General features: G+C 68.1%; 23 protein-coding genes. 9 read left to right on the top strand and 14 right to left on the bottom strand.

The annotated features are described in order from the left end of the window. Positions 1-152 precede the first annotated feature (152 nt). A complete protein-coding gene (locus tag EDC62_RS08820) occupies positions 153-1520 on the bottom strand; it encodes an AmpG family muropeptide MFS transporter (RefSeq protein WP_124222780.1) in 1368 nt (455 codons plus the stop codon). 20 nt (positions 1521-1540) lie between these two features. Here EDC62_RS08820 and EDC62_RS08825 point away from each other — a divergent pair, with 20 nt between their 5' ends. Continuing rightward, positions 1541-2443, top strand: coding sequence for a M48 family metallopeptidase (locus tag EDC62_RS08825; RefSeq protein WP_124222782.1), 903 nt, complete (start codon positions 1541-1543; stop codon positions 2441-2443). A 23-nt stretch (positions 2444-2466) separates the two neighbouring features. On the opposite strand, the gene EDC62_RS08830 is transcribed toward EDC62_RS08825, so the two are convergent. Beyond that, the gene (locus EDC62_RS08830) at positions 2467-3105 is read right to left on the bottom strand and encodes an MBL fold metallo-hydrolase (RefSeq protein ID WP_124222785.1); all 639 of its coding nucleotides are present in this window, start codon (positions 3103-3105) and stop codon (positions 2467-2469) included. 113 nt (positions 3106-3218) lie between these two features. Between EDC62_RS08830 and EDC62_RS08835 the strand changes: the two genes are divergently transcribed. From EDC62_RS08835 to EDC62_RS08845, 3 genes are all read left to right on the top strand, one after another. Then, positions 3219-4178 (top strand): TAXI family TRAP transporter solute-binding subunit, encoded by a 960-nt coding sequence (locus tag EDC62_RS08835; RefSeq protein ID WP_124222787.1) that lies wholly within the window; start codon positions 3219-3221, stop codon positions 4176-4178. An 82-nt stretch (positions 4179-4260) separates the two neighbouring features. After that, the gene (locus tag EDC62_RS08840; RefSeq protein ID WP_124222789.1) at positions 4261-6318 is read left to right on the top strand and encodes a TRAP transporter permease; all 2058 of its coding nucleotides are present in this window, start codon (positions 4261-4263) and stop codon (positions 6316-6318) included. A 4-nt stretch (positions 6319-6322) separates the two neighbouring features. After that, on the top strand, positions 6323-6730 hold the full coding sequence (locus tag EDC62_RS08845) for a DUF1850 domain-containing protein (RefSeq protein WP_124222791.1): 408 nt from the start codon (positions 6323-6325) through the stop codon (positions 6728-6730). 7 nt (positions 6731-6737) lie between these two features. Here the strand turns inward: EDC62_RS08845 and EDC62_RS08850 are convergent, their stop codons facing one another. From EDC62_RS08850 to EDC62_RS08860, 3 genes are all read right to left on the bottom strand, one after another. Further along, positions 6738-7256, bottom strand: a complete 519-nt coding sequence (locus EDC62_RS08850) for a low molecular weight protein-tyrosine-phosphatase (RefSeq protein WP_245968818.1) — start codon at positions 7254-7256, stop codon at positions 6738-6740. Positions 7257-7334: 78 nt separating this feature from the next. Further along, on the bottom strand, positions 7335-7901 hold the full coding sequence (locus EDC62_RS08855) for a DUF3617 domain-containing protein (RefSeq protein ID WP_124222795.1): 567 nt from the start codon (positions 7899-7901) through the stop codon (positions 7335-7337). A gap of 296 nt (positions 7902-8197) precedes the next feature. After that, positions 8198-8662, bottom strand: coding sequence for an Lrp/AsnC ligand binding domain-containing protein (locus EDC62_RS08860; RefSeq protein WP_124222797.1), 465 nt, complete (start codon positions 8660-8662; stop codon positions 8198-8200). A 117-nt stretch (positions 8663-8779) separates the two neighbouring features. On the opposite strand from EDC62_RS08860, the gene putA reads away from it, so the two are divergent. Next, positions 8780-12613 carry a trifunctional transcriptional regulator/proline dehydrogenase/L-glutamate gamma-semialdehyde dehydrogenase gene (gene putA, locus EDC62_RS08865; RefSeq protein ID WP_245968819.1) on the top strand — a complete coding sequence of 1278 codons (3834 nt, stop codon included), beginning with the start codon at positions 8780-8782 and terminating at the stop codon, positions 12611-12613. A gap of 290 nt (positions 12614-12903) precedes the next feature. Continuing rightward, the gene (locus EDC62_RS08870; RefSeq protein ID WP_124222801.1) at positions 12904-14100 is read left to right on the top strand and encodes an aminotransferase class V-fold PLP-dependent enzyme; all 1197 of its coding nucleotides are present in this window, start codon (positions 12904-12906) and stop codon (positions 14098-14100) included. On the opposite strand, the gene EDC62_RS08875 is transcribed toward EDC62_RS08870, so the two are convergent. The 6 genes from EDC62_RS08875 to purU all read right to left on the bottom strand — a co-directional run bounded on the left by EDC62_RS08875 (position 14049) and on the right by purU (position 18954). Beyond that, on the bottom strand, positions 14049-14774 hold the full coding sequence (locus EDC62_RS08875; protein WP_124222803.1) for an LrgB family protein: 726 nt from the start codon (positions 14772-14774) through the stop codon (positions 14049-14051). The two genes, EDC62_RS08870 and EDC62_RS08875, sit on opposite strands and share 52 nt — an antisense overlap. 1 nt (position 14775) lies before the next feature. After that, positions 14776-14970 carry a hypothetical protein gene (locus EDC62_RS08880; RefSeq protein WP_124222805.1) on the bottom strand — a complete coding sequence of 65 codons (195 nt, stop codon included), beginning with the start codon at positions 14968-14970 and terminating at the stop codon, positions 14776-14778. Positions 14971-15016: 46 nt separating this feature from the next. Continuing rightward, positions 15017-15388, bottom strand: coding sequence for a CidA/LrgA family protein (locus EDC62_RS08885; protein ID WP_124222806.1), 372 nt, complete (start codon positions 15386-15388; stop codon positions 15017-15019). A 15-nt stretch (positions 15389-15403) separates the two neighbouring features. Beyond that, on the bottom strand, positions 15404-16909 hold the full coding sequence (locus tag EDC62_RS08890; protein WP_211330969.1) for an FAD-linked oxidase C-terminal domain-containing protein: 1506 nt from the start codon (positions 16907-16909) through the stop codon (positions 15404-15406). 237 nt (positions 16910-17146) lie between these two features. Further along, entirely contained in the window at positions 17147-18073 is a 927-nt protein-coding gene (locus EDC62_RS08895; protein WP_124222810.1) for a LysR substrate-binding domain-containing protein, read from the bottom strand. Positions 18074-18096: 23 nt separating this feature from the next. Beyond that, on the bottom strand, positions 18097-18954 hold the full coding sequence (gene purU, locus EDC62_RS08900; protein WP_124222812.1) for a formyltetrahydrofolate deformylase: 858 nt from the start codon (positions 18952-18954) through the stop codon (positions 18097-18099). A gap of 118 nt (positions 18955-19072) precedes the next feature. Between purU and EDC62_RS08905 the strand changes: the two genes are divergently transcribed. Together EDC62_RS08905 and gshB are read left to right on the top strand one after the other, a co-directional pair. Next, complete coding sequence (locus tag EDC62_RS08905; protein WP_124222814.1) at positions 19073-20941, top strand: potassium transporter Kup; 1869 nt, start codon at positions 19073-19075, stop codon at positions 20939-20941. A gap of 64 nt (positions 20942-21005) precedes the next feature. Next, positions 21006-21965 (top strand): glutathione synthase, encoded by a 960-nt coding sequence (gshB, locus tag EDC62_RS08910; protein ID WP_124222817.1) that lies wholly within the window; start codon positions 21006-21008, stop codon positions 21963-21965. Between the two features lie 63 nt (positions 21966-22028). On the opposite strand, the gene EDC62_RS08915 is transcribed toward gshB, so the two are convergent. Genes EDC62_RS08915 through EDC62_RS08925 form a run of 3 tightly spaced genes read right to left on the bottom strand, consistent with a single transcriptional unit; the run spans position 22029 to position 24751 of the window. Next, on the bottom strand, positions 22029-23531 hold the full coding sequence (locus EDC62_RS08915) for an MFS transporter (RefSeq protein WP_124222819.1): 1503 nt from the start codon (positions 23529-23531) through the stop codon (positions 22029-22031). Continuing rightward, the gene (locus EDC62_RS08920; protein WP_124222821.1) at positions 23528-23782 is read right to left on the bottom strand and encodes a cysteine-rich CWC family protein; all 255 of its coding nucleotides are present in this window, start codon (positions 23780-23782) and stop codon (positions 23528-23530) included. Before EDC62_RS08920 ends, EDC62_RS08915 begins: the two co-directional genes overlap by 4 nt. Positions 23783-23791: 9 nt before the next feature. Next, positions 23792-24751, bottom strand: a complete 960-nt coding sequence (locus EDC62_RS08925) for a LysR family transcriptional regulator (protein ID WP_124222823.1) — start codon at positions 24749-24751, stop codon at positions 23792-23794. A gap of 98 nt (positions 24752-24849) precedes the next feature. Here EDC62_RS08925 and aptA point away from each other — a divergent pair, with 98 nt between their 5' ends. Then, positions 24850-26226, top strand: a complete 1377-nt coding sequence (aptA, locus tag EDC62_RS08930; RefSeq protein WP_124222825.1) for an omega-aminotransferase AptA — start codon at positions 24850-24852, stop codon at positions 26224-26226. The last annotated feature ends 239 nt before the right edge of the window (positions 26227-26465 follow it).

Below are 26465 nucleotides of genomic sequence, written 5' to 3' on the forward strand. Positions count from 1 at the left end.
CACGAGAGACAGGTCGGAATCATGCGGATGCAAGCCTGCGCGCGCATGAAGCCCAGGTAAACAAGCGTAAACCCGCTTCCTTCCGTGCGAAATTTACTTCAAAAATAAGAGCAAGAAAGCGACATTTCACGCCGGCATTCCACGATATTTCTTCATTTTTCTGCCACAGGTGCCCATTTCGAGGCCGCCCACACCAGAACGAGCACCGGCAGCCCCAACAAGGCGGTTGCGGTGAAAAACGAGGCGTAGCCGATGGCGTCGACCACGTCGCCCGAAAACCCGGCCACGAACTTGGGCAGCAGCAGCATCAGCGAACTGAGCAAAGCGTACTGGGTGGCCGAGTAGCGCACCTGCGTCAGCCCCGAGAGGTAAGCGATGAATGCCGCCGAGGCGATGCCGCTGGCGAGGTTGTCGGCCGAGACCACGCCGATCAGCGCCGGCACGTCATGCCCATGGCCCGCGAGCCAGGCAAACAGGAGATTCGTCAAAGCACTGGCCGCCGCCCCGAGCATCAACACGCGCATCACCCCCAGCCTCAGCGACAGCACGCCGCCGATGAAGGCGCCGACCAGCGTCATCACGACGCCATAGATCTTGGTCACGGCTGCGACCTCGTCCTTGGTGTAGCCCATGTCCACGTAAAACGGGTTGGCCATGATGCCCATCACCACGTCGCTGATGCGGTAGCACGCGATCAGCGTCAGGATCAGCACCGCCTGCCAACGGTAGCGGCCGATGAAATCGGCAAAGGGCTCCACCACCGCGCCGCGCAACCAGTCGGCGAGGCTGCGGGCGCGCGGAATATCGCGCGCCGCAGGCTCGCGCGAGAAGCCCACCGTCACCATGCCCACGGCCATCGAGGCGGCCATCACGAGGTAGGCGATGCGCCAGGCCGCGGCGTCGTAGCCGCTGGCCTCGCCCTGCGCGCGCGCGGCAATCCACAGCACGCCCGCGCCGGCCCAGATCATCGCCAGCCGATAGCCGGCCTGGTAGCTCGCGGCCAGCGCGCCCTGGTGCGCGGTGTCGGCCGACTCGATGCGAAATGCGTCGAGCGCGATGTCCTGCGTGGCCGAGCCAAAGGCGACCAGCAGCGCACAGGCCACGATCGGCCCGAGCGCCTCGCGCGGATCGACCAGCGCCATGCCGACCAAGCCCGCCACCACCAGCGCCTGCGCCAACAGCAGCCAACTGCGCCGCTGACCCAGGCGGCCCAGCCCCGGCAGCGGCAGCCGGTCCACCAGCGGGGCCCAGGCCCATTTGAAACCGTAAGCCAGGCCCACCCAGCTCAAATGCCCGATGGTCGCGCGGTCGATGCCCGCCTCGCGCAGCCGGAACGACAGCGTGCCCAGCACCAGCAACAAAGGCAGACCCGCGGCAAAGCCGAGCGCAAGCATGCGCAGGCTCGCGGGCTCGAGGTAGACGCGCCAAGCCGCCAGCCAGCCGGGCGCAGCCGAGACAGAAGCCGGTGTCGCCTCGACCGCGGTGGCGGATTTCGCGGCGGGATCGTTGGGTATGGCCATCGGCTTATTATTCCCGCACCATGTGCTGGCTTTGCTCCCTCAAGTCGCAAGACTCCACCATCGACCATGAAGTCGGTGCCTACGCACGTCCGGCCGCGAACGCGCCCTGGGCGCCGCGGCGGGCCTTGCTTCAACTCGCCGCGGGCAGCGCTGCGGCGGGCATGTTCGCGCCCGCGCTGGCCCAAGTCGATGTCGGCAAACCTTCGACGCTGCGCACCCTGGTGCCAGCCGAAACGCTCGAACGCTCGGCCGCGCAGCAATACGCCCAAATCATCGCCGAAGCCCGCGCGAAAGGAGCGCTTGCGCCCGAGGACCATCCCGCACTGCGCGGCCTGCGCGCGATCGCGCGCCGCCTGATCCCGCACGCGCTGCCCTGGAACCCCCGCGCGCAGCACTGGCGGTGGGAAGTCCACCTGATCGCGAGCAAGCAGATCAACGCCTGGTGCATGCCCGGCGGCAAGATTGCCTTCTACACGGGCATCCTCGAACAACTCAAGCTCGACTCGGACGAAGCGGCGATGGTCATGGGCCACGAAATGGCGCATGCGCTGCGCGAGCATGCGCGCGAACGCATCGCCAAGACCGAGGCGACCAACCTGGGCCTGCGCCTGGGCGCGCAACTGCTCGGCCTGGGCCAGATCGGCGACGTCGCGGCCAACCTCGGCACCCAGCTGCTCAGCCTCAAATACAGCCGCGACGACGAAACCGAAGCCGACCTCGTCGGCCTGGAGATCGCCGCGCGCGCCGCGTTCAAGCCCGAGGCCAGCGTCGAGCTGTGGAAAAAAATGGCAGCGCTCAAGGGCGATTCCGAACCGCCGGGCTTTCTCTCCACCCACCCCAACAGCCCGGAACGCATCCGTCAACTCGAAGCCAACGTGCCCAAGGTGCGCCCGCTGTACGAGCAGGCGCTGGCGCGCGGCTGAACGGCGGGCACGGCCCGCTACGCTCAGGTTCCACCCACGTACGGGTTGCTGCGGCGCTCGCGGCCAAAAGTGCTCTCCGGGCCGTGGCCGGGGATGAAGACCGTCTCGTCACCCATGGGCCACAGTCGCGTCACGATGCTCTCGACGAGCTGCTCGTAGCTGCCCCCGGGGAAATCCGTGCGGCCGATCGAGCCCGCAAACAAAACGTCGCCCACAAAGGCGCGCTGGGCCTCGGCGGCGTGAAAGACGACATGCCCTGGCGTATGCCCCGGACAGTGCCGCACCTGCAAGGTGCACGCCCCGAGCGACACCGTGTCGCCATCGGCCAGCCAACGGCTGGGCGTGAAGGGCTCGGCCGGTGGAAAACCGAACATGCGGCTTTGTTCGGGCAAGGCGTCGATCCAGAACTGGTCGCCGGGATGCGGGCCGATGATCGGCAGCCCGAGCGTGCGCGCAAGCTCGCCCGCGCCGCCGGCATGGTCGATGTGCGCGTGGGTGAGCCAGATCTGCTCGAGCCGCAACCCCAACCGCGCCGCTTCGCTCAGCAACCGGTCGAGATCGCCGCCCGGGTCGATGACGGCCGCTTGCATCGTGGCGTCGTCCCAAACCAAAGAAGCATTTTGGGCAAATGGCGTGACGGGAACGGTGTGGTAACGAAACATGCGGGGAAACCATAGGTGCCTGAGGCCCCAAGTATCGCCCCGAAAAAATAGAATGGACCGATCCGGTGGCCGCGAGCCGCAGCGACACCCGCCCCCCCAAATCGGAGACACCCATGCGCTTTTTGAAAACACTCTGCCTTGCGCTCGCCGTGGGCCTGGCGCTCGCCACGGGCGCCGCTCTGGCCCAACAGGCTCAGTTCATCAACATCCTCACCGGCGGACAAAGCGGGGTCTACTATCCGCTGGGCGTGGCACTGAGCCAGATTTTCGGCAAGGCCATCCCCAACGCGCGATCGACCGCTCAGGTCACCAAGGCCAGCGCCGAGAACCTCAACCTGCTGCAGGCCGGGCGCGGCGAACTGGCCTTCGCCCTCGGTGATGCGGTGTCCGACGCCTGGAAGGGCGATGCCGAGGCGGGCTTCAAAACCAAGCTCGACCGGCTGCGCGGCTTCTCCGCAACCTACAACAACTACATCCAGATCGTCGCCAGCGCCGACAGCGGCATCAAGACGCTCGCGGACCTCAAAGGCAAGCGCGTCTCCGTCGGCGCCGCGAAATCGGGCACCGAGCTCAATGCGCGCGCCATCCTCAAAGCCGCGGGCCTGAGCTATGCCGACCTGGGCAAGGTCGAGTACCTGCCCTTTGGCGAATCGGTCGAACTCATGAAGAACCGCCAGCTCGACGCCACGCTGCAGTCGGCCGGGCTGGGCGTGGCCTCGATCCGCGACCTGGCCACGGCGGTCAAGATCGTGGTCGTGCCCGTGCCCCCGGAAGTCGTGGCCAAAGTCGGCGACCCCGCCTATCAAACCGCCGTGATTCCGGCCAACACCTACACCGGGCAGACCGCAGACGTGCCGACCGCGGCCATCCCGAACTTCCTCGTGACCCATGCGGGCGTGCCCGACGCGTTGGTCTATCAGATGGTCAAGGCGATGTACGACAACCTCGACACGCTCCGCGCCGCGCACAACGCCGCCAAGGCCATCCAGCGCGAAAACGCCGTCAAAGGCATGCCCATCCCGCTGCACCCGGGTGCGGAGAAGTACTACCGCGAAGTCGGCGTGATCAAGTAAGCGCACCTGCGCCCCACCCAGCCCGGCGCGCGGGGGCACCGCGCGCCCAAACGCTCGCCGAACCCGCCACCCAAGGCCCGCCATGTCGCGCGACCCCGCTCCTGAAAACGCCCCCCCGGCAGCCGCGTCTTCCCCCCGCCATCCCGAGCTTCCGGGCCTGACCTTTTGGATTGCACTCGCGTTTTCGGCATTTCAGCTGATCACGGCGGCGTTCAGCCCGCTCTCCAGCCAAGTGGTGCGCACGGTGCATGTGGGCTTCGTGCTGCTGTTGATCTTCACGCTCTACCCGCCGTTCGAGACGCGCGAGCGCTGGCGCAGCCTGGGCCAGATTCTCGGCTGGACGCTGGGACTGGTGGGCTTCGTCTTCGGTCTTTACCACTGGCGCTATGAGGCCGACCTGACACAGCGCGCCGGCGAACTGATCGCCAGCGACTGGGTGGTGGGTGTCGTCACGCTGGCGCTGGTGTTCGAAGCCGCGCGGCGCGTGATGGGCTGGGGCCTGCCGCTGGTGTGCGCGGTGTTTTTGGCGTATGGACTGTTCGGGCAGCATCTGCCCGGCGTGCTCGCGCACCGGGGCTTTGGGCTCGATCAGATCGTGAGCACGCTCGGTTTTGGCACCGAGGGCATTTACGGCACGCCGACCTATGTGTCGTCGAGCTACATCTTCCTCTTCATCCTGTTCGGTGCCTTTTTGGAGCAGGCGGGGATGATTGCGCTCTTCACCGACTTTGCCATGGGCACCGTCGGCCACACGCGCGGCGGGCCCGCGAAAGTCGCCGTGATCTCCAGTGGGCTCATGGGCACGATCAATGGCTCCGGTGTAGCCAACGTGGTCACCACCGGCCAATTCACCATCCCGCTGATGAAACGCTTTGGCTATAGCCCCGCGTTCGCTGGTGGGGTCGAGGCGACCAGCAGCATGGGCGGGCAAATCATGCCTCCCGTGATGGGTGCGGTCGCCTTCATCATGGCCGAGACGATCAACGTGCCCTATGTCGCCATCGTCAAGGCGGCGCTGATCCCGGCCATCCTGTATTTCGTCACCGCATTCTGGATGGTGCACCTCGAAGCCGGCCGCCGCGGGCTGCACGGCCTGCCCAAAGACCAGTGCCCCGATCCCTGGGCTGCGGTGCGCGAGCGCTGGCATCTGCTGTTGCCGCTGCTCGGTCTGGTGGTGCTGCTGTTTTCCGGCTACACGCCGCTGTTCTCGGGCACGGTGGGACTGGCGCTCACCGTCGTGTTGATCTTTGGCGCCGCGGTGCTCAGCGGCGTGCAGTCGCGCGGGTTGCGGGCTCTGTTCTGGACGCTGCTCGGCCTGGCCTGCGCGGGCTTTTTCCGCTTCGGCGTGGGTACCTTCTTCGTGGTCATTGCCGTGCTGCTGGCGTTGACCTACGCGAGGCGCGTCGGTGCCAATGCGCGCCGCCTCGCGCTCCTCGCCCTGGCCGACGGTGCGCGCCATGCACTGCCGGTGGCGATTGCCTGTGCGCTGGTGGGGGTGATCATCGGCATCATCAACCTCACGGGCGTGGCGGCCGAACTGGGCGGGCAGATCATCGCGGTCGGCGAGAACAACCTGTTCCTCGCGCTGTTCTTGACCATGGTGATCTGCCTCGTGCTGGGCATGGGCATTCCGACAATTCCGAACTACATCATCACCAGTTCCTTGGCTGCGCCGGTCTTGCTCAAGCTCGGCGTGCCGCTGATCGTCTCGCACATGTTCGTGTTCTATTTCGGCATCATGGCCGACCTCACGCCACCGGTGGCGCTGGCCGCGTTTGCGGCCGCACCGATTGCTGGCGCGTCGGGGCTCGCCATCGGCATGCAAGCGCTGCGGGTCGCGATCGCGGGCTTCGTCGTGCCGTTCATGGCGGTCTACAGCCCGGCGCTCATGCTGCAAACCGACAACTGGGTCGATGTCGCCTGGATCGTTTTCAAAGCGCTCGTGGCCATCGGCATGTGGGGTGCGGGCGCGATCGGTTATCTCTGGGCGCCGCTGCGCGCTTGGGAGCGCGCTTTGGCAGTTGCAGCGGCGAGTCTGCTCGTGGTCGCCTATCCGCTCACCGATGAAATCGGGCTTGCGCTGATCGCGGCCTTCGTCGCATGGCACGCCTGGCAGGCCCGCCGCGCGGCCGCGGCATGAGCCCATGTGGCTCGGCATCTGTCTGAGCCTGCTCGCCTCGGCGAGCGCCCCCGAGGTGTTCGTGCCGGCCGAGCGCTTCACGCTCGCGTGGACGCACTCGATCGAACGGGTGCGCTGGGAGGAGGACTACCGTGTCGAGCTGACCGCGGGCAGCGCCACGCCAGTGCTGCGAGCGACGCAGGCCCGCATCCGCGGTTCCGCAGCCGGCATGGAGCCGCCAGACGACGCCAGGCTCGTCGAGGGCTGGTACGTCTACACGCCCGCGCAGACCTGGCTGCCAGAACTTCGGCTCACGCGTTCGCCCTACGCCGCCGACTATGACTGGTGCGCCGCTGGCCGCTGCGCGCCTTTGCACACCTGGCTGCCCAGCGACGGGGGCATCACCCGTTTGCGCCCCTGCACTCGGCCCTGAGCGCCGCTCAATTCAGACCACCGAGCGAGTCGGCGGGCCGCGCAGCCAGCCGCTGCTGCAAATGCGCAATCAGCCCCTCACAGGCGTCCTCGATGAGGTCGAGCACCTGCTCGAAGCCTTCTTCTCCGCCGTAGTAGGGGTCCGGCACGACGGGGCTGTCGTAGCGGCGGCAGAACTCGGTCAGACGGCGGATTTTGCGGCGATGCGCGGGCGGCGCCATCTGCTCGGCCAGCGCCAGGTTGTCCCAGTCCATCACCAGCACGAGCGTGCTGGCCTCGAAGTCGGCCTCGGTCAATGGCCGTGCGCGCAAGTCCGAGAGTTCATAGCCGCGCTGCCGCGCATGCTCCTGCGCGCGTTCATCGGGCGGCTTGCCCGCATGCCAATGCCCATGGGTGCCCGCCGAGTCCACCCGCACCCAGTCCGCCAGCCCCGCCTCCGCCAACTTGCGCCGCAACACGCCGTGAGCGGTGGGACTGCGGCAGATGTTGCCGAGACAGACGAAGGTGATGCGCAGGGGTGTGGACATGGAACGACCGCCGGCGGAGGGGGCAGAGGGCATTGAGCGGAGGTTAAGGAGGGCGGCCCAGACAGACCCCGGGGCGATTCAGCGCGAACCCTCGATCTTTGGCATGGGCAAGGGCGCGATCGTGCCGCAGTCGGCACCCAGCCAGCGACCCTGAGCTTCCATGGTGGAGCGCAGGGGCTGGCCTTTATGGGTGGAGGTGGTGCTCATCTTCATCGAGTAGGCCGTGTCGCCTTGGAAGGTCCACTCACCCTCGCCGCTCGAAGCCGGGTTGGTGCAGGTGAAGCGCGCTTTCATCCGCGAAGGCGATCGTTCGGTGATGGTCGTCGTGCAGTTCCCCTGGGTCTGGACCGGCGGCACTCGTTGCGCGGCCATGTCCTTGCTGATACAGACCCGCGTGACCATGCCACCGTCCGTTCCGGCGCCGATGCTCACGCCCTGCCGAGCCATCATCTCTTCCATTTGTTTGCGCTCGGCCGCAGGCATGCCAGCGAGTGCTTTTTGCATCTCGGCCTGGGCCTGCTCCATCTCGGGGTTGCCCCCCATCTTCGTGCGCACTTCCCACAGGCCGGGCTTGAGCGCCTGGGCCAGCGCGGGTGCCACCGCAAAGCTGCCAAGCAGCAGCGCCAAGAAAACAGAACGCTTCATACCCACTCCACGAAGTTCACCCTAAATCGAGCCACATTGTGCCGCGCTGGGCCGCAGCCGTGTGCGCCAAGGGCCATGCGAAGGCAACGCTGAACAAGTCCCTCGCGCGCCGCGCATCCCGGCAGCGGGCGGTCTGCGTCGTTGCAAATCCTCGCCATAGCTTCAGCTATGGCTGCGGTTTGCGCCTCGCATCCCATCCCGCGGCCGGGCGCGCGCCATCGCAGGAACTTATTCAGCGTTGCCCTAAACCCGTTCCCGCGATGGTGCGCGAGGGACTGGGTCAGCCCTGCCCAAGATCACCCCACCGGCAGCCGCGTGCTGTGCTTGACTTCTTCCATCACCGCGTAGGTCCGCGTTTCGCGCACGCCCGGCAGTTGCCAGAGCACGGTGCCGGCAAAGGCGCGGTAGGCCGCCATGTCGGCGAAGCGAGTTTTGAGCAGGTAGTCGAAACCGCCCGCGACCATGTGGCATTCGAGGATGTCGTCGTGCACCTGCACCGCAGCCTTGAACTGCTCGAACACATTGGGCGTGGTGCGGTCGAGCAGCACCTCGATGAACACCAGCAAGCCGCGGCCGAGCCGTGCGGGGTCGAGCCGCGCCTCGTAGCCGAGGATCACGCCGTCGCGCACCAGGCGCTGCACCCGCGCGAGCACGGCCGTCGGTGAGAGGCCCACCTGCTCGGCGAGTTTGAGGTTGGACAGCCGCCCGTCCGCCTGCAGGGCTTGGAGGATGCGGCGGTCGATGCGGTCGATTGAGGTCATGGGGTCAGGGTCCGGATCAGCCCCGACAGGGGACCATTCCGGCAGGGATGAATTTTTCGCTGCTTTGCGGCTTCATTTTGGCAAGAAATTCGGTTTTGGATGCGGATGATGGCGCACATGAACACCATCCTGACGCAAACACCGATGCCCAGCACGCCTGCCCTGCAGCCAAGCCCGAACGCCGCGCAGGGCCCGGCTTTTGCCGCTCTGGCGGCCGAACTGGCGCCGCTCACGCCCTTGCTCGCGGCCCTGGCCGAGCAGGCGCGGGCGCCAGAGGCCGAGATGCTCGCGCCGCTGCTCGAGGAGGCGGCGCTCCCTCCTGAGGCGGCCGCGGCGGTACGCCAGCGCGCCCTAGCCTTGGCCGCGGCTTTGCGCGCGCAGCCGGCGGGCTCCGGCCGCGCGGGTCTGGTGCAGGGGCTGCTGCAGGAGTTTTCACTCTCGTCTCAGGAGGGCGTGGCGCTGATGTGTCTGGCCGAAGCCTTGCTGCGCATTCCCGATGCGGCCACGCGCGACGCGCTGATTCGCGACAAGATCGGCCGCGGGCAATGGCAGCAGCATTTGGGGCGCAGCCCCTCACCCTTCGTCAACGCTGCGGCCTGGGGGCTGCTGATCACCGGCCGGCTGGTGGCCACGCACAGCGAAGGCGGGCTCAAGGCGGCGCTCGCGCGCATCCTGGCCAAGGGTGGCGAGCCGCTGGTACGTAAAGGCGTGGACATGGCCATGCGGCTGATGGGCGAGCAGTTCGTGCTGGGCCAGACCATAGCCGAGGCGCTGGCACGCGCCCGCACACTCGAGGCGCAGGGTTTCCGCCACTCCTACGACATGCTGGGCGAAGCGGCGCTGACCGATGCCGATGCCGAGCGCTATTTCCAGGCATATGCCGAGGCGATCAACGCCATCGGCGCAGCCGCGCAGGGCCGGGGTGTGCGCGAGCGCGCCGGCATTTCGATCAAGCTCTCGGCGCTGCACCCGCGCTACAGCCGATCGCAGCGCGCGCGCGTGCTCGCGGAACTCTATCCGCGCCTGCGCACACTGGCCCGCTTGGCCCGCGCGCAGGACATCGGCCTCAACATCGACGCCGAGGAAAGCGAACGGCTCGAACTTTCGCTGGAGCTTCTCGCGCGCCTGTGCGCCGAGCCGGATTTGGCGGGTTGGGACGGCATCGGCTTTGTCGTGCAGGCCTATCAAAAGCGCAGCCCCGCGGTGATCGACGCGCTCATCGCGCTGGCGCGGCAGCGCGGACAGCGGCTGATGGTGCGGCTGGTCAAGGGCGCGTACTGGGATGCGGAGATCAAGCGCGCTCAGCTCGACGGCATGGACGACTATCCCGTCTGGACCCGCAAGACCCACACCGACGTGTGCTACCTGGCTTGTGCGCGCCGCCTGCTGGCCGCTGCCGATGCGGTGTACCCGCAGTTCGCCACCCACAATGCGCACACGGTGGCCGCCATCGTTGAACTGGCGGGGCCGGATACGCCGCCGCAGGCTTACGAGTTTCAATGCCTACACGGTATGGGCGAGGCGCTGTATGCGCAGGTGGTCGCACCCCCCGAGCGCGGTGGCCTGGGGCGCCCCTGCCGCATCTACGCGCCGGTGGGCACGCACGAAACCTTGCTGGCCTATCTGGTGCGGCGACTGCTGGAAAACGGGGCCAACACCTCCTTCGTGCACCGGCTGGCCGACCCGGCGGTGCCGCTCGAGGACTTGGTGACCGACCCGGTGGCCGCGGTGCGTGAGGCCGGCGCGCGCGAAGGCGCGATTGGACTGCCCCATGCGCGCATTCCCGCGCCGCCGCAGCTCTATGGCGCGGCGCGGCGCAACTCGGCCGGCTTGGATCTGGCCTGTGAGGCGGCGCTGCATGCGCTGTTACCCGCGTTGCAGGCCGCGTGCGGCGCACCCTGGCGCGCCGAGCCGCTGCTGGCGCAGCCGGTGGCCGATGCGATCGAGGCGGGTGCGCCGGTGCGCAACCCGGCGCGGTCCGGCGAGACGGTGGGCGAGGTGCGCGAGGCCAGCGCCGCCGACATCGACGCCGCGCTACAGGCGGCCGAGCGCTTTGCGCCCGAGTGGGCAGCCGTTCCTGCGGCCGAACGCGCGCGGCGGCTGGAGGCTGCGGCCGATGCACTCGAAGCCCAGCGGCCGGCGCTGCTGGCGCGCATCGTGCGTGAGGCCGGCCGCACCCTGCCCAACGCGGTGGCCGAGGTGCGCGAGGCGGTGGATTTTCTGCGCTATTACGCCGCCCAGGCGCGCGGATGGGACGCGGCCACCCACGAACCGCTCGGGCCGGTGGTGTGCATCAGCCCGTGGAACTTCCCACTGGCGATTTTTCTGGGCCAGGTGGCCGCGGCGCTGGCAGCGGGCAACCCGGTTCTGGCCAAGCCCGCCGAGCAGACCCCGGTGGTCGCTGCCGAGGCGGGGCGCCTGCTGCACGCTGCGGGGATACCGCGCGCGGCGCTGCAACTGCTGATCGGTGACGGGCGCGTGGGCGCGGCCCTGGTGGCCGATGCGCGCGTGCGCGGCGTGGTGTTCACGGGTTCGACCGAGGTGGCCCGGCGCATCCACCAAACGCTGGCGGCACGGGCGGACGCGGCCGGCGGGCCGATTCCGCTGATCGCGGAAACCGGCGGGCAAAACGCCATGATCGTCGACAGCTCCGCGCTGGCGGAGCAAGTGGTCACAGATGCGGTGACTTCGGCCTTCGACAGCGCGGGCCAGCGCTGTTCGGCGCTGCGCGTGCTGTGCGTGCAGGAGGAGGTGGCCGACACCGTGCTCACCATGCTGCGCGGCGCGATGGCAGCGCTGCGGCTCGGCTCCCCCGAGGCGCTGTCGACCGATGTCGGCCCGGTCATCGACGCCGAGGCGCGCTCGGGCATCGAGCGGCACATCGACGAGATGCGCCGCCGTGGGCACCCGGTTTGGCAAGACCCGGCGGGGGTGGCTGCCGCGCGCGCGCTGCCCGGGCATTACGTGCCGCCGACGCTGATTGAAATCGAGCGTATCGAAGAACTCGAACGCGAGGTGTTCGGCCCCGTGCTGCATATCCTGCGCTACCCGCGTGAGGCGCTCGACGCGCTGCTCGAGGCCATCCACAGCCGCGGCTACGGGCTGACGATGGGCCTGCACACGCGCATCGATGAGACGATCGCGCAGGTGAGCGCGCGCGCCCGCGTCGGCAACCTGTATGTGAACCGCAACATGATCGGTGCCGTGGTCGGCGTGCAGCCCTTCGGCGGCGAAGGGCTCTCGGGCACGGGGCCGAAGGCCGGTGGGCCGCTGTACCTGCTGCGCTTGCTGGCGCGTCGGCCCGATGGCGCCGCGCGCGATGCCGTGCGTGCTGCAGGGCGGCTGCAGGAGGAATCGACCCACACGCCCCCGGCGCCCCTGCTGGCGCTACAGGCCTGGGCCCAGGGCTCGGACCGCTCCGATGCCGCCCTGTTGGTCGATGCCTGCGAACGCTATGCGCAAACGACCGCAAGCGGCCTTGGCGTCGAGCTGGTGGGCCCCACGGGAGAGCGCAACACCTACCGCACGCTCGGCCGGCAACGGATCGCAAGCCTCGCTCACACCGAAGCTGACCGACTGCTGCAGTTGGCCACCACGCTCGCCGTCGGCAGCCGCGCGCTCTGGCCCAGCGATGCGGCGGAACTGCGCGCCACACTGCCGCCCGAGGTCCAAGCCCACATCGACCTCGCCGGCGACTGGCTCAGCGATGACGCCGCGGCGCTGCCCCCTGACGCCAAAGCGCCCTGCGACGCGGTGCTGCTGCACGCGCCGCGCGCGGCCTGGGCAGGGGTTGCGCAAGCGCTGGCCCAGCGGCCCGGCGCCTTGGTGCCGCTGGTCACCGCCGAGCCCGGCGACGCAGCGTTGCCGCTCGAGCGGCTGCTGCTCGAGCGCGCGCTGAGCGTCAACACCGCAGCGGCAGGTGGGAATGCGAGCTTGATGATGCTGGGCTGAGAGGCTGAGAGGGAATCGGTCATGCCCGCTTTGACGTCCCAAAACACGCCCGAGGGCGTTGCAAATGCGCGCCGTAGCCCGAGCTACGGCTGTGCTTTGCGCCTACTCGGGCGCGTTTTGGGGCGCCCCTTCGGGCACGCCCAATTCCCTCTCAGCCTCTGAGGCGACGTTGATCGACTCGGCAAGAGAGCCTTGCGGGCTTTGAAGAGCGCGCCGCGATCGCCCACGCGTGCTAAGCTGAAGTTTTACGCCCCGCTCCACGCTGGGGCCGGCCACGAGAGGAGAACCCCATGCCCGGACTGCTGCCCGACGTCGACCGCGACGGCCTGCTCGAATTCTCGGTCGTCTATACCGACCGCGCGCTCAACCACATGTCGCAGCGCTTTCAGGGCGTCATGCGGGATATTTCACGCATCCTCAAGACGGTCTACCACGCGCGCTCTGCGGTGCTCGTACCCGGCAGCGGCACCTTCGGCATGGAAGCGGTGGCCCGGCAGTTCGCCACCGACCGCAAGGCGCTGGTGCTGCGCAATGGCTGGTTCAGCTACCGTTGGACGCAGATCTTCGACATGGGCCGCATCCCGTCGGAACACATCGTGCTCAAGGCCCGCCGCACCGGCACGGACAAGCACGCCCCTTGGGTGCCGGCACCGATCGACGAGGTGGTCGCAACGATCCGCGCCGAGCGCCCCGCCGCGGTGTTCGCGCCGCATGTGGAAACGGCTGCGGGCATGATCCTGCCCGACGACTACCTGCGCGCCGTGGCCGATGCCGCACACGAAGTGGGCGCGCTGTTCGTGCTCGACTGCATCGCCTCCGGCGCCATGTGGGTGGACATGGAAGCCACGGGTGTGGACGTGCTGATCTCGGCGCCGCAAAAGGGCTGGAGCGGTTCGCCCGCCTGCGCGATGGTGATGCTCAGCGCGCGCGCGCGCGATGCCATCGACGCCACCACCAGCACCAGCTTCGCCTGCGACCTGAAAAAATGGCTGCAGGTGATGGAAACCTACGAAAGCGGTGGCCACATGTACCACACCACCATGCCCACCGACGCGCTCGCGCGGCTGCGCGACGTGATGCTCGAAACCGAGGCCTATGGCTTCGAGCGGGTGCGCCAGGAGCAGATCGCGCTGGGCGCGGCCGTGCGGGCGCTGTTCGAGTCGCGCGGCATCCCGAGCGTGGCAGCCGAAGGCTACCAGGCACCCGGCGTGGTGGTGAGCTACACCGAAGACCCCGAGATTCACAACAGCAAGAAATTCCTGGCCCTGGGCCTGCAGACCGCGGCGGGCGTGCCGCTGCAGTGCGACGAGCCGGCGGACTTCATGACCTTCCGCGTGGGTCTGTTCGGTCTCGACAAATGGCACCATGTGCCGCGCACCGTCGCGCAGCTCGAAGCCGCGTTGGACCGGCTGGGCATTGGAACGAAGACCGAGGCTCAAAACCAAGCGGCCACGAGCGGAATCACCAGCGAAGCCACCACCGCCTGAAGCCCGAGCGCCAGCGCCGCCCAGGCACCCGCATCGGGATGCACCTGCAGCGCACGCGCCGCGCCGATGCCGTGCGCGGCGGTCCCGAGCGCGAAGCCGCGCGCCATCCAGCCCGTGGCGTCGCGGCCAATGCCCAGCGCGTCGAACACGTATTTGCCGCTGAGTGCGCCGATGAGCCCGGTGACGACCGCAAACACGGCCGCCAGCGCCGCAATGCCGCCGATCTGATCGGCCACGCCCATGGCCACGGGGGCGGTGATCGACTTGGGCGCGAGCGAGCGCAGCACCTCGGAAGGAAGCCCCAGCGCCCAGCCCAAGACCACCGCACTGCCCGCCGCCGCGACCCCGCCGATCAAGGCGGCCAGCACGAACACCCAGCCGCGCTGGCGCAGTACGGCGCGCCGCTGCCACAGCGGCCAGGCCAGCGCCACCACCGCGGGCCCGAGCAGGAAGTGAATGAACTGCGCACCCGAAAAATACGTGGGGTAGGCGGTGCCCGTGGCAGCGAGCCCCAGCGCCAGCAGCACCACCGACCACAGCACCGGGTTGGCCCACGGCGCCTGCGCCATGCGGGTGTAGAACGCATGCGCCAGCACATACACGCCCAGCGTGGCCGTGAGGCCGAACAGCGGCGTCGACGAGAGGTACACCCAAAGCTGAACGAAGTCGGCCATTTCAGCCTAAATCCGGCAGTTGGGCGCGCCCGAGCGGGACGTCATCGGGCGCGCGGGCAAGGCGCAAACCACAGCCATGGCGCTGGCTATTGAAGAGGATTTGCAACGCCGCCCCCGGGCCCGAGGGCGGCTCGAACGGGTGCGCAGCGCTCACCCAAGCGGTGATCGGCTCTTGCACCAAAAACGGTTCAAACATCAACACCTTGCATTCAGCTCAAAGCGGTCAACTGCCGGATTTAGGTTCAGCGCGCCTCCCCGTCCGCAGCGCCTGCCGGCGGCTCGCGCAACAGCGCCCGCAGCAACGCAGCGGTGACCGCCAGCGCCACCCAGGTGGACACGACCAGCACCACGAGCAGACGCGGCCCGTACTGGCGCAGCAGGTCCAGATGCGTCATCACGCCCACGCCCACGGGCACGAACAGCAGCGAGAGATGCGCGAGCAAAAACTCGGCCACCGCACCCACGCGGTGTTGCACCGCGCGCCAGTTCAGGGCCAGCAGCAGCAACAACAGGCCCACCACCGGCCCCGGAAAGGGCAGGTGCAGCGCGCGCGAGAGCAGTTCACCGGCCGACTGGCACAGCAGCAGAAGAGCGAAGCCTTCGAGCGTGCGCACCGGCGGCTCCGTCGGTCAGAACCGTTCGAGTTCGGGGAAGGCCAGCCGGCCACCGCGCACGAGCATCTTTCCGTACTCGGCACAGCGCTGCAGCGTGGGAATGACCTTGCCGGGGTTGAGTAGCCCCTTGGGGTCGAAGGCGTGTTTGAGCGCGAACATCTGCGCGCGCTCTTCGGGGCTGAACTGCACGCACATGCTGTTGAGCTTTTCGACGCCGACACCGTGCTCGCCGGTGACGGTGCCACCCATTTCCACGCTGGCTTCCAGAATCTCGGCGCCAAACAGCTCGGCGCGGTGCATCTGGTCGGGGTCGTTGGCATCGAACAGGATCAGCGGGTGCAGATTGCCGTCGCCCGCATGGAACACGTTGGCGCAGCGCAGGCCGTATTTGTGCTCCATCTGCGCGATGGCGAGCAGGATGTCGGCCAGGCGCTTGCGCGGGATGGTCGAGTCCATGCACATGTAGTCGGGGCTGATGCGGCCGCTCGCCGGGAAGGCGTTCTTGCGCCCGCTCCAGAACTTCAGCCGCTCCGCCTCGTTTTGGCTGACTGCAATTTTTGTAGCGCCCGAAGCCCGAAGCACGCTGGACATCCGCTCGATTTCTTCCTCAACCTCTTCGGGCGTGCCGTCGCTCTCGCACAGCAGGATCGCTTCGGCCGTCAGGTCGTAGCCCGCGTGCACGAAGTCTTCCACTGCGGCGGTCATGGGCTTGTCCATCATCTCGAGGCCGGCGGGGATGATGCCTGCGGCAATCACCGCGGCCACCGCGTCACCGGCTTTGCGGATGTCGTCAAAACTCGCCATGATGCAGCGCGCGAGTTGCGGCTTCGGGATGAGGCGTACGGTGACTTCGGTGGTCACGGCGAGCATGCCCTCGCTGCCGATGACGGCGGCCAGCAGGTCGTAGCCTGGCGCGTCCAGCGCCTCGCTGCCGAAGGTGACCGGCTCGCCCTCGATGGTGTAGCCGCGCACCTGCAGCACGTTGTGCACGGTCAGCCCGTATTTCAGGCAGTGCACGCCGCCGGAGTTCTCGGCCACGTTGCCGCCGATGGTGCAGGCGATCTGGCTCGAGGGGTCGGGCGCGTAGTACAGGCCGTAAGGGGCGGCGGCCTCCGAGATCGCCAGGTTACGCACGCCCGACTGCACCACGGCGGTGCGGCTGCGCGGGTCGATGCGCACAATCTGGTTGAACTTCGCGAGGCTCAAGGTCACGCCCAGCGGGTTGGGCAGCGCGCCGCCCGAGAGGCCCGTGCCCGCGCCGCGTGCGACCACCGGCACGCCCAGCGCGTGGCAGGCGCGCAGCACGGCCTGCACCTGCGCCTCGGTCTCGGGCAGCGCCACGGCCAGCGGACGCTCGCGGTAGGCGGTGAGGCCGTCGCACTCGTAGGGCGTGGTCTCTTCGGACGTGTAGAGCACCGCGTGCGCAGGCAGCACGGCCAGCAGCGCGGCGACGACTTCGCGCTGGCGCGCGGCGCGGTCGGTAGCGGCAAACATGGGGGGGCGATCGAGGACGGCGTTCATGCATCAACTCTACGCCAGAGCGGCGCCGCGTGGGCGGAAGAAATTTTCAGGCGGTCGTGAAGCAGCGTTGCCATAGGGCAACGCTGAATAAGTCCCCGTGATGGCGCGCGCCTGGCCGCGGGATGGGATGCGAGGCGCAAACCGCAGCCATAGCCGAAGCTATGGCGAGGATTTGCAACGAAGCAGACCGCCCGCAGCCGGGATGCGCGGCGCGCGGGGGACTTGTTCAGCGTTGCCTCAGGACGCGCAGCTCTTGGCCAGCCATTCGGCGAAGGCCGCGCACTCCCAGCGGTCCATGGTGCCGGTGCGCCAGCACAGGTAGTGCGCGTGCGGGCTGGGCACGTTGCGCGGGAAGATGCGCTCGAGCAGGCCGTTGTCCACCCAGGGCGCGCCGAGCTTGAGCCGCACCAAACCCACGCCCAGGCCTTGCGCGGCGGCGTCGCACATGAGGCCGATGTCGTTGAACGAGGAGCCCTCGGTCGGCTCGGGCCAGTCGAGCTCATGCGCGGCGAACCAGGTGCGCCAGGGCTCGAGCGGACTTTTGAGCAGCGGCACACCGCGCAAATCCTCGACGCTGTCGAACGGCCCGTGCTCGCGGATGAACGCGGGCGAGGCCAGCGGGGTGACCTCGTCCTTGAGCAGGCAGATGTGTTCCACGTCGGCATAGCGGCCGGTGCCGAAGCGGATGGTGAGGTCGGCGTCCTCGGCCACCACGTCGAGCAGCGGAATGCTCACCTGCAGCGTGAGGTCGATTTCAGGGTAGGCCTCATAAAACGAGCGCAGCCGGGGCATCAGGATGGAGCGCGCGAACGTCGGCGTCACCGCGAGCCGCAGCTTGCGCTTGCCCGAAGGCGCGGCCGCCGCGCCGGGAAACTTCTGCAGCGCGACGAGCGCTTCGCGCACATGGGCGAGGTATTCGATGCCCTCGGTCGTGAGGGAAAAATCCGCGCGACCGAACAGCTTGACGCCAAGCAGCTGCTCGAGCTGGCGCACCCGATGGCTCACGGCGCTGGGCGTGACGCAGAGCTCGTCGGCCGCCTGCGTGACGCTGCGCAGCCGCGCCAGCGCCTCGAAGGTCAGCAGGCACTGGATCGGTGGAATGCGCTGCACGCCCGGCGTGGCGGGCGCTGGAGCAGGACGGTCGACCGGGCGCGGGGTGGTCATGGCGCAAGCGTCGGGGCGCGGGCTTACCGGAAAATGACGGTCTTGTGTCCGTTGAGCAGCACGCGATGCTCGCTGTGCCATTTCACGGCGCGGGCGAGCACCTGGCTTTCGGTGTCGCGGCCGATGGCGGTGAGGTCTTCGACCGTGGCCGCATGGTCCACCCGCGCGACGTCCTGCTCGATGATCGGGCCCTCGTCGAGGTCGGCGGTGACGTAGTGGGCGGTCGCGCCGATGAGCTTGACGCCGCGCTCATGCGCCTGGTAGTACGGCCGCGCGCCCTTGAAGCTCGGCAGGAAGCTGTGGTGGATGTTGATGGCCCGACCCGCGAGCGCGCGGCACAGATCGTCCGAGAGAATTTGCATGTAGCGCGCGAGCACGACGAGCTCGGCGCCTTCGGCTTCGATGATTTCGAGTTGCCGCGCCTCGGCCTGCGGCTTGGTGGCTGCGCTCACCGGGATGTGGTGAAAGGGCACGTTGTAGCTGGCGGCGAGCTGGTAGAAGTCGCGGTGGTTGCTGACGATGGCGCGGATGTCCAGCGGCAGCAGGCCGGACTTCCAGCGAAACAGCAGGTCGTTGAGGCAATGGCCCTCGCGGCTGACGAAGATCACGGTGCGCATCGGCTCGGCGGCGCGGTGCAGGCCAAAGCGCATGGCAAAGCCCTCGGCCAGCGGCGCAAACTGCTCGCGCAAGGCTTCGAAGCCCAGCGCCGCGCAGGCAAAGCGCACGCGCATGAAAAAGAGACCGGTGTCGGGGTCGTTGTACTGCGCGGCTTCTTCGATGTTGCCGCCGCGCTCAAGCAAAAACCCCGATACGGCATGCACGATGCCCGCGCGGTCGGGGCAGGAGAGGGTGAGGATGTAGGCGTGATCAAGCGGCGTCATAAGCGACGGATTTTCGCAGCACGGCAAGCCGACCGGATGCGCGAGCCCACGCCGACGCGGCAGGCGCACAATTGCAGCTTCGCTGATTTTCGCCCGGCCGTCCCCGGGCGAGTTGCTCATGTCTGTTCAAAAATCGAGTTTGGCTGCTTTGACCCTGGGCGCGCTGGGCGTCGTGTATGGCGACATCGGCACCAGCGTGCTCTACGCGGTCAAAGAGGTATTCGGCAGTGGCCACGTGGCGTTCACGCATGAGAACGTCTATGGGGTGCTGTCGATCATCTTCTGGACGCTCACGATCATCGTCTCGCTCAAGTATGTGACGCTGGTGTTGCGCGCCGACAACCACGGCGAAGGCGGCCTCGTGGCCATGCTGACCCTGGCCTCGCAGGCGGTGGCGGACAAACCCCAGCTGCGCAAGCTCTTGCTGCTGGTCGGCATTTTTGGCACCAGCTTGTTCTATGGCGACGGGGTCATCACGCCCGCGATTTCGGTGCTGTCGGCGGTCGAGGGTCTGGAGGTGTTTTCACCGGCGACGCGGCGCGCGGTGATCCCACTCACACTCCTCATTCTTTTCGCGCTCTTTGCGGTGCAAAAGCACGGCACCGCAGGCATCGGCAAATTTTTCGGGCCGGTCACGCTGGTGTGGTTCGCGGCCATCGCCATGCTGGGCGTCGGCAACATCCTGGGCCACCCGGAAATCCTCTGGGCGATGAGCCCGCACCATGCGCTGCGCTTCATTCACGACGAGCCCAAGATCGCCTTCATCATCCTCGGCGCGGTCGTGCTGTGCGTCACCGGCGGCGAGGCGCTTTATGCCGACATGGGGCATTTCGGCAAGCGGCCGATTCGCATCGCCTGGTTTTCGGTGGTCATGCCCGCGCTCACGCTCAACTACTTCGGCCAGGGCGCGCTGCTGCTGTCCGAACCCGAGGCGGTGAAGAACCCCTTCTTCATGATGGCCCCTGAATGGGCTTTGCTACCGCTCGTGGCGCTGGCCACCGCGGCCACCGTCATCGCTTCGCAGGCGCTGATTTCGGGTGCGTTCAGCGTGACCAAGCAGGTCATCCAGCTCGGCTACCTGCCGCGGCTGCGCATCGAGCACACCAGCGCGCGCGACACCGGCCAGATCTACATCCCCTTCATCAACTGGGGACTGTTCGTGTTGATCGTGCTCGCGGTGATGCTGTTCAAGTCCTCGAGCAACCTGGCCTCGGCCTACGGCATCGCGGTCACGCTCGACATGCTCATCACGACGGTGCTGACTTTCTTCGTCGTGCGTTACGCCTGGCGCTACCCCCTGGGGCTGGCGGTGGGCGCAACAGGCTTTTTCTTCGTCATCGACTTCGCGTTTTTCAGCTCCAACCTGCTCAAGCTGCTCGATGGTGGCTGGTTTCCGCTGCTCATCGGGGCTGCCGTCTTCACGCTGATGACGACCTGGAAGCAGGGGCGCGCGCTGCTCAACGCCTCGCTGCGCCGCGACGCGCTCGACCTGCCTTCGTTCCTCGAAGCGGTATTCGTGAATCCGCCGGTGCGGGTCGAAGGGACGGCCGTGTTCCTCAATGCCGAGCCCGGCCTCGTGCCCAATGCCTTGATGCACAACCTCAAGCACAACAAGGTGCTGCACCGCTACAACGTGTTTGTCACCGTGCGCAACCATGAGGTGCCGTGGATCGGCCTCAACAAGCGGCTGGAGATCGAATCGCTCGGCCATGACTGCTGGCAGGTCATCGTCCACTACGGCTTCAAGAACGACCCGGATCTGCCCAAGGCGCTGGCGCAGCTGACCTCGCGTGGCTGCCCCATGGACCCGATGAACACGAGTTATTTCCTCTCGCGGGACATCGTGATCCCCACGGTGGGCGAGGGCATGGCCCCGTGGCGCGAGAAACTGTTCGCGCAGATGCACCACAACGCCAGCGGCGCCGCCGAGTTCCTGCGGCTGCCCAACAACGCGGTGGTCGAGCTGGGCTCGAAGATTGAGATTTGAGGCAACCCTGGCGTTGCCTTGAGCGCGACAGCAGGCCGGGCCGCGGACCGCTACCATCGCGGCCATGCAACTGCTCTTCATCGCTGACCCGCTCGAGGACTTCAAAATCGCGAAAGACACCAGCTTCGCGATGATGCGCGAGGCGGCCTGTCGCGGCCACCAGCTGTCCGCCTGCGAGCCACAGGACGTGATGTGGCAGCGCGGCGCGCGCGTGACGGCGCATGTGCGCGACCTGACCCTGACGGGACGCACGCCCGAGTGGTTCCGGGAAACCGGCCGGCGCGCGGTGGCGCTGGCGGACTTCGACGCCGTGCTCATGCGCAAGGATCCGCCGTTCGACAGCGAATATTTCTACGCCACGCACCTGCTCGAGCAGGCCGAGCGTGAAGGCGCACGGGTGTTCAACCGCGCCCGTGCGCTGCGCGACCATCCGGAAAAACTCGCCATCCTGGAGTGGCCCGAGCTGATTCCCGAAACCCTGGTCACGCGCAGCGCCGCCGACGTGCGCGCCTTCCATGCCGCGCACCGCGACATCATCTTGAAGCCGCTCGACGGCATGGGCGGCATGGGCATCTTTCGCGTCGGCCCCGACGGGCTGAACCTGGGCAGCATCATCGAAACGCTCAACCGCGGCGGCGCGCAAAGCCTGATGGTGCAGCGCTACCTGCCCGAAATCACCCAGGGCGACAAGCGTGTGCTGCTGATCGCGGGCGAGCCCGTGCCCTACGCCCTGGCGCGCATCCCCCAGGGCAGCGAAATTCGCGGCAACCTCGCCGCGGGCGGCAAGGGCGTGGCACAAGCGCTCTCGGCGCGCGACCTCGAAATCGCCCGAACCATCGGGCCGGAGCTGCACCGCCGCGGCCTGCTTCTGGTGGGCCTGGACATCATCGGCGACTGCATGACCGAGATCAACGTCACGAGCCCGACCTGTTTCCAGGAAATCACCGCCCAGACCGGCTTCGACGTGGCCGCATGCTTCATCGATGCGCTGGAGGCGGCTGTTTCCCAACCAAAACAGACATAACCCCGCGTAAAACGCTGCGCTTATGCTACCGAAAGCGTAGCGTGTGGCGCGCTCGCCAGCCCTTCACCCCCCGCGCTGTGGCCTCATGCGCATTTGCCAGGCCGCCACGAGCGCCAGCGCGCACAGCGCCGCGAGCAGTATGAACACCTCGTCGAAGGCCGCCAAGCGCGCGGCACTCGGGCCGGGCTGGGCGAGCGTTGCACCGTGGGCGGCCAGGCGCCATTCGAGCACGATGCCGCAGAGGCTCACGCCCACGGCGCCGCCGAGCATGCGCATGAAATTGATGACGCTCGAGCCCTGCGGAATCAGCTCGTGCGGCAGCCCCCGCATGGCGCCGAGGTTCAGCGAGGGCAGGATGAAACCCAGCCCGATGCGCCCCAGAATCGCATCGGCCATCAGCCAGCCGATCGCACTCGCGGGGCCGAGCGTAGGCATCAGCGCAAACGATGCGGCCAGCAAGGCGAGCCCGAAGCTCACCAAGCGGTGCGTGGGCTGCTGGTCGGCCAAGCGCCCGACCAGCGCAATCGCCACCGCGAGCACGATGCCCGCCGGCAGCAAAATGGTGCCCACAAAGGCGGGCGTGAGCCCAAGACCCATCTGCATGTAGACCGGCAGCAGATAGGTCGAGCCAAACAGCGCCGTGCCGTAGATGAAGGCCACGATGGCGCCAAACGCAAACGGCCGGTGCCCGAACAAGCGCAGATTCATGAGCGGCGGCGGAGCCGGGGGTAACTGAGTGGCCGGGTGCGCATGGCGGCGCAGCAGCCGACGCTGCCAGAGCACGAAGCCCAGCGTGCTCGCCGCGGCCCCGCCGAGCAGCGCCGCGGCTTCGCCCCGCGGGCCGCCGTGCAGCGCCACGAGGCCGTTGAGCAGCGCGAGCGTGGCTCCGCTGGCCAGTGCCAGACCCACGCCGTCGAAGCCGGCCGAGCGACCCGCCGCGACGCCGCCCGGCGCCGTGACCGGCACGTAACGGCGCGCCAGGGCGAGCGAGAGCAGGCACAGCGGCACCACCATGAAAAAGATCGAACGCCAGCCCAACGCATCGACCAACACCCCGCCCACACTCGGCCCGAGCGCGGGCGCCAGCACCACGCCCATGCCAAAGAGCCCGCTGGCGCGCCCTTGTTCCTCAGGCGCGAAGGCACGCAGGATGATGATGGCCGGAATCGGCTGCACCACGCCGGCGGCCAAGCCTTCCGCCACGCGCGCCGCCAACACCAGCCCAAACGCATTCGCCAGCCCCCCGACCACCCCGCCGGCGAGCAGCAACCCCATGCACAGCCCGTAGGTGCGCCGATAACCGAGCCGCGCGAGCAGCCAGGGCGTGGTGAGCATCGACACCGTCATCGCCACCATGAAGCCGCTGGTGACCCATTGCGCGCGCTCCTGCCCGAGCCCAAAGTGCCGCGACAGGTCCGGAATGGCCACGTTCACGACCGTCGACGACATGACGGATGCCATCGTGCCCACCATCACCGTCAGCAGCAAAAGCCAGCGGTAGCGCGCACCGTGCCGCGCTTGCAGCGCAGCGAGGGTTCCGGCTTCGGCGGTGCCAGCACCACTCATCTGCGGCCCTCGCCAACGGCATCGGGTGGTGCCGCGCCCGCACACGCCGCGCAGACGCAAGCCTTGCCGCGCGCTGCGGCGGGAATGCGCGCGAGCAGCTCGGCGCTGAAGCTCGCACGGGTGCACCAGCAGGGGGGCTGCGGCTCACCGCCCGCGCGCTCGAGCGCCATCGCGCAGCCGTTGGGCTGGCCACACACCGGGCATCGGCCGGGGTCTGGGGCGGGCACAAGATTAGAAACTGCGGTGTTCATTGGCACAGTTTAGGCCGCCGCCGCATCAGACCCTCGCACGCCGGCGTGGGCTTGCACCAGACACGCGCGGAGCAAGGCGGTGGCGCGCGAAGGCGCGGGCGAGCGGCGGGTGATGGCCGAGAACACGCAGTCGTAACCCAGGCGCTCGGGGGCCAGCGCGCGCATGCGGCCCGACTGCACGAAGGCGGCGGCGTAGTGGTCGGGCAGGAAGCCGATGAAGGCGCCGCTCAGGATCAGCGTGGCCACCGCCTCTTGATCAAAGCCGGTGGCCGCGCGCTTCCAGCCGCGCGCATGCACCACCTCCATGTTGGGCGAGTGGTAGCCCAGGCCGGCAAACGCGTGGGCGCCCACACTCGTCCAGTCGAGGGTGGCGTCGTCCGCGCCCCAGAGCGGATGCGTCACGCCGCAGTAGAGCCGCATGGTTTCGCCAAAGAGTTCGTCGTAGCGCAGGCTTTGCGAGCGGCGGTGCTCGGGGATGATGCCGAGCTGAAACTGGCCGTCCATCACGCCGCGCTCGATGGCGCTGAGCGTGCCCACATGCAGATTCAGATGCACGTCGCTGGCCTGCGCGCGAAAGGCCGCCAGCGCCTGCGCGATCTGCGCCGCCGGGTTGCTGGCGGTTTTGTCGAACAGCGCCACATGCAGTTCGCCACCCATGCGTTGGTGCAGGTCGTCGATGCTGGCGCGGAAGGCGTCGGTGGCGGCGAGCAGGCGCAGCGTTTCGGCATGCACGCGCTCGCCCTCGGGCGTGAGCGCAAAGCCGCCGCGCCCCCGCCGGCACAGCGTCAGGCCCAGCCGCGTCTCCAGGTCTTTGATGTGGCGGCTGATGGTGGAGGTGGCGATGTTGAGTTCGAGCTCGGCCGCGGCCATGCCGCCGCAGTCGGCCACGGCGCGAAAGACGCGCAAAAGGCGGATGTCCGCGTCACTGAGAGCGCCCAGCACGGCCCGGCGTGGTGGCTTTACTTGCATGAAACGTCAAGTGAACATGGATGAATGATGATTTACAAGAGTATCGGCGGATTCGAGAATCCGCGCATTGCTTCCACTCTCCCCCGGAGCCCGCCGCCATGGACCTCACCGACGCCCAAGCCCTCAGCACGGTGCCCGTGCGCACCGACGCCGACTGGCTGGCCGCGCACTGGATGCCCTTCACCGGCAACCGCGAATTCAAAGCGCACCCGCGCCTGATGGTGGCCGCCGAAGGCGCGTACTACCGCGACGCCGACGGCAGACGCATCTTCGACGGCCTCTCCGGCCTGTGGTGCACGGGCCTGGGCCACGGCCGGCGCGAGATCAGCGCGGCGGTGGCGCGGCAAGTCGCGCAGCTCGACTACTCGCCGGCGTTTCAGTTCGGCCATCCGCTCTCATTCGCGCTGGCCAACCGCATCGTGGCGTTCATGCCGCCGGGGCTCAACCGGGTGTTCTTCGCCGGCTCGGGGTCCGAAGCGGCCGACACCGCGCTCAAGATGGCGCGCGCCTATTGGCGAGCCCGCGGCCAGGCGAGCAAGACGCGGCTCATTGGGCGCGAGAAGGGCTACCACGGCGTGAACTTCGGCGGCATCTCGGTCGGCGGCATCGTCGGCAACCGCAAAACCTTTGGCCAAGGCGTCGAGGCCGACCATCTGCCGCACACGCAGCCGCCCGCGGGCAGCTTTTTCCGCGGCCAACCGCCGGCCGAGCCGCAAGGCACCTACGCCGGCGCGGCGCTGGCCGACCGGCTGCTCGACCTGATCAACCTGCACGACGCGAGCAACATCGCCGCCGTGATCGTGGAGCCGTTTTCCGGGTCAGCCGGCGTGGTCATTCCGCCGGTGGGCTATCTGCAACGGCTGCGCGAGATTTGCACCCAGCACGACATTCTGCTGATCTTCGACGAGGTCATCACCGGCTTCGGCCGCGCGGGCGCGTGGACCGGGGCTGAAGCCTTCGGCGTCGTGCCCGACATCCTCAACATCGCCAAGCAGGTCACCAACGGCGCGCAGCCGCTCGGCGCGGTGGTGGCGCGGCAGGAGATCTACGACACCTTCATGGCCGCCGGCGGGCCCGAGTACTTGCTTGAGTTCGCCCACGGCTACACCTACTCGGCCCACCCCGTGGCCTGCGCCGCGGGACTGGCCGCGCTCGACCTGCTCGAACGCGAAGACGCCGTGGGCCGTGTGCGCGAGCTCGCGCCGCGCTTCGAAGCGGCGGTCCACGGCCTGCGCGGCGCGCGGCATGTGGCCGACATCCGCAACTACGGCCTGGCCGCCGGCTTCACGCTGGCCGCGCACCCGGGCGAGCCCGCGCGCCGGCCCTTCGAGGTGGCCATGGCCATGCTCCAGAAAGGCTTCTATGTGCGCTACGGCGGCGACACCATCCAGCTCGCGCCGCCCTTCATCAGCACCGAAGCCGAGATCGACCGCTTGGTCGACGCCCTCGGCGAGACGCTGAACGAAACTGCATGATCATTTTTTGATAGCACCGACTCACCATTTCACGCTGGGGGATCAGGCAAAAGGCTCAACCATCAGGCTTCAGGGCCCGTGCGGCGGCCTGCCACGGCCTACCCCGCCCACAGCCTGCGAACAGCTTGTACATAGGCCGCAGGGGGCATATGCGCACGCCACCCCCAGATTGTCCACAGCCTTGTCCCCAGCGCCCGCGATTTCTCTGACCCACGTTGCTCTTCTTTCGCCCCTCCGTT

Source organism: Tibeticola sediminis (assembly GCF_003843835.1).
Lineage (GTDB): Bacteria > Pseudomonadota > Gammaproteobacteria > Burkholderiales > Burkholderiaceae_C > Tibeticola > Tibeticola sediminis.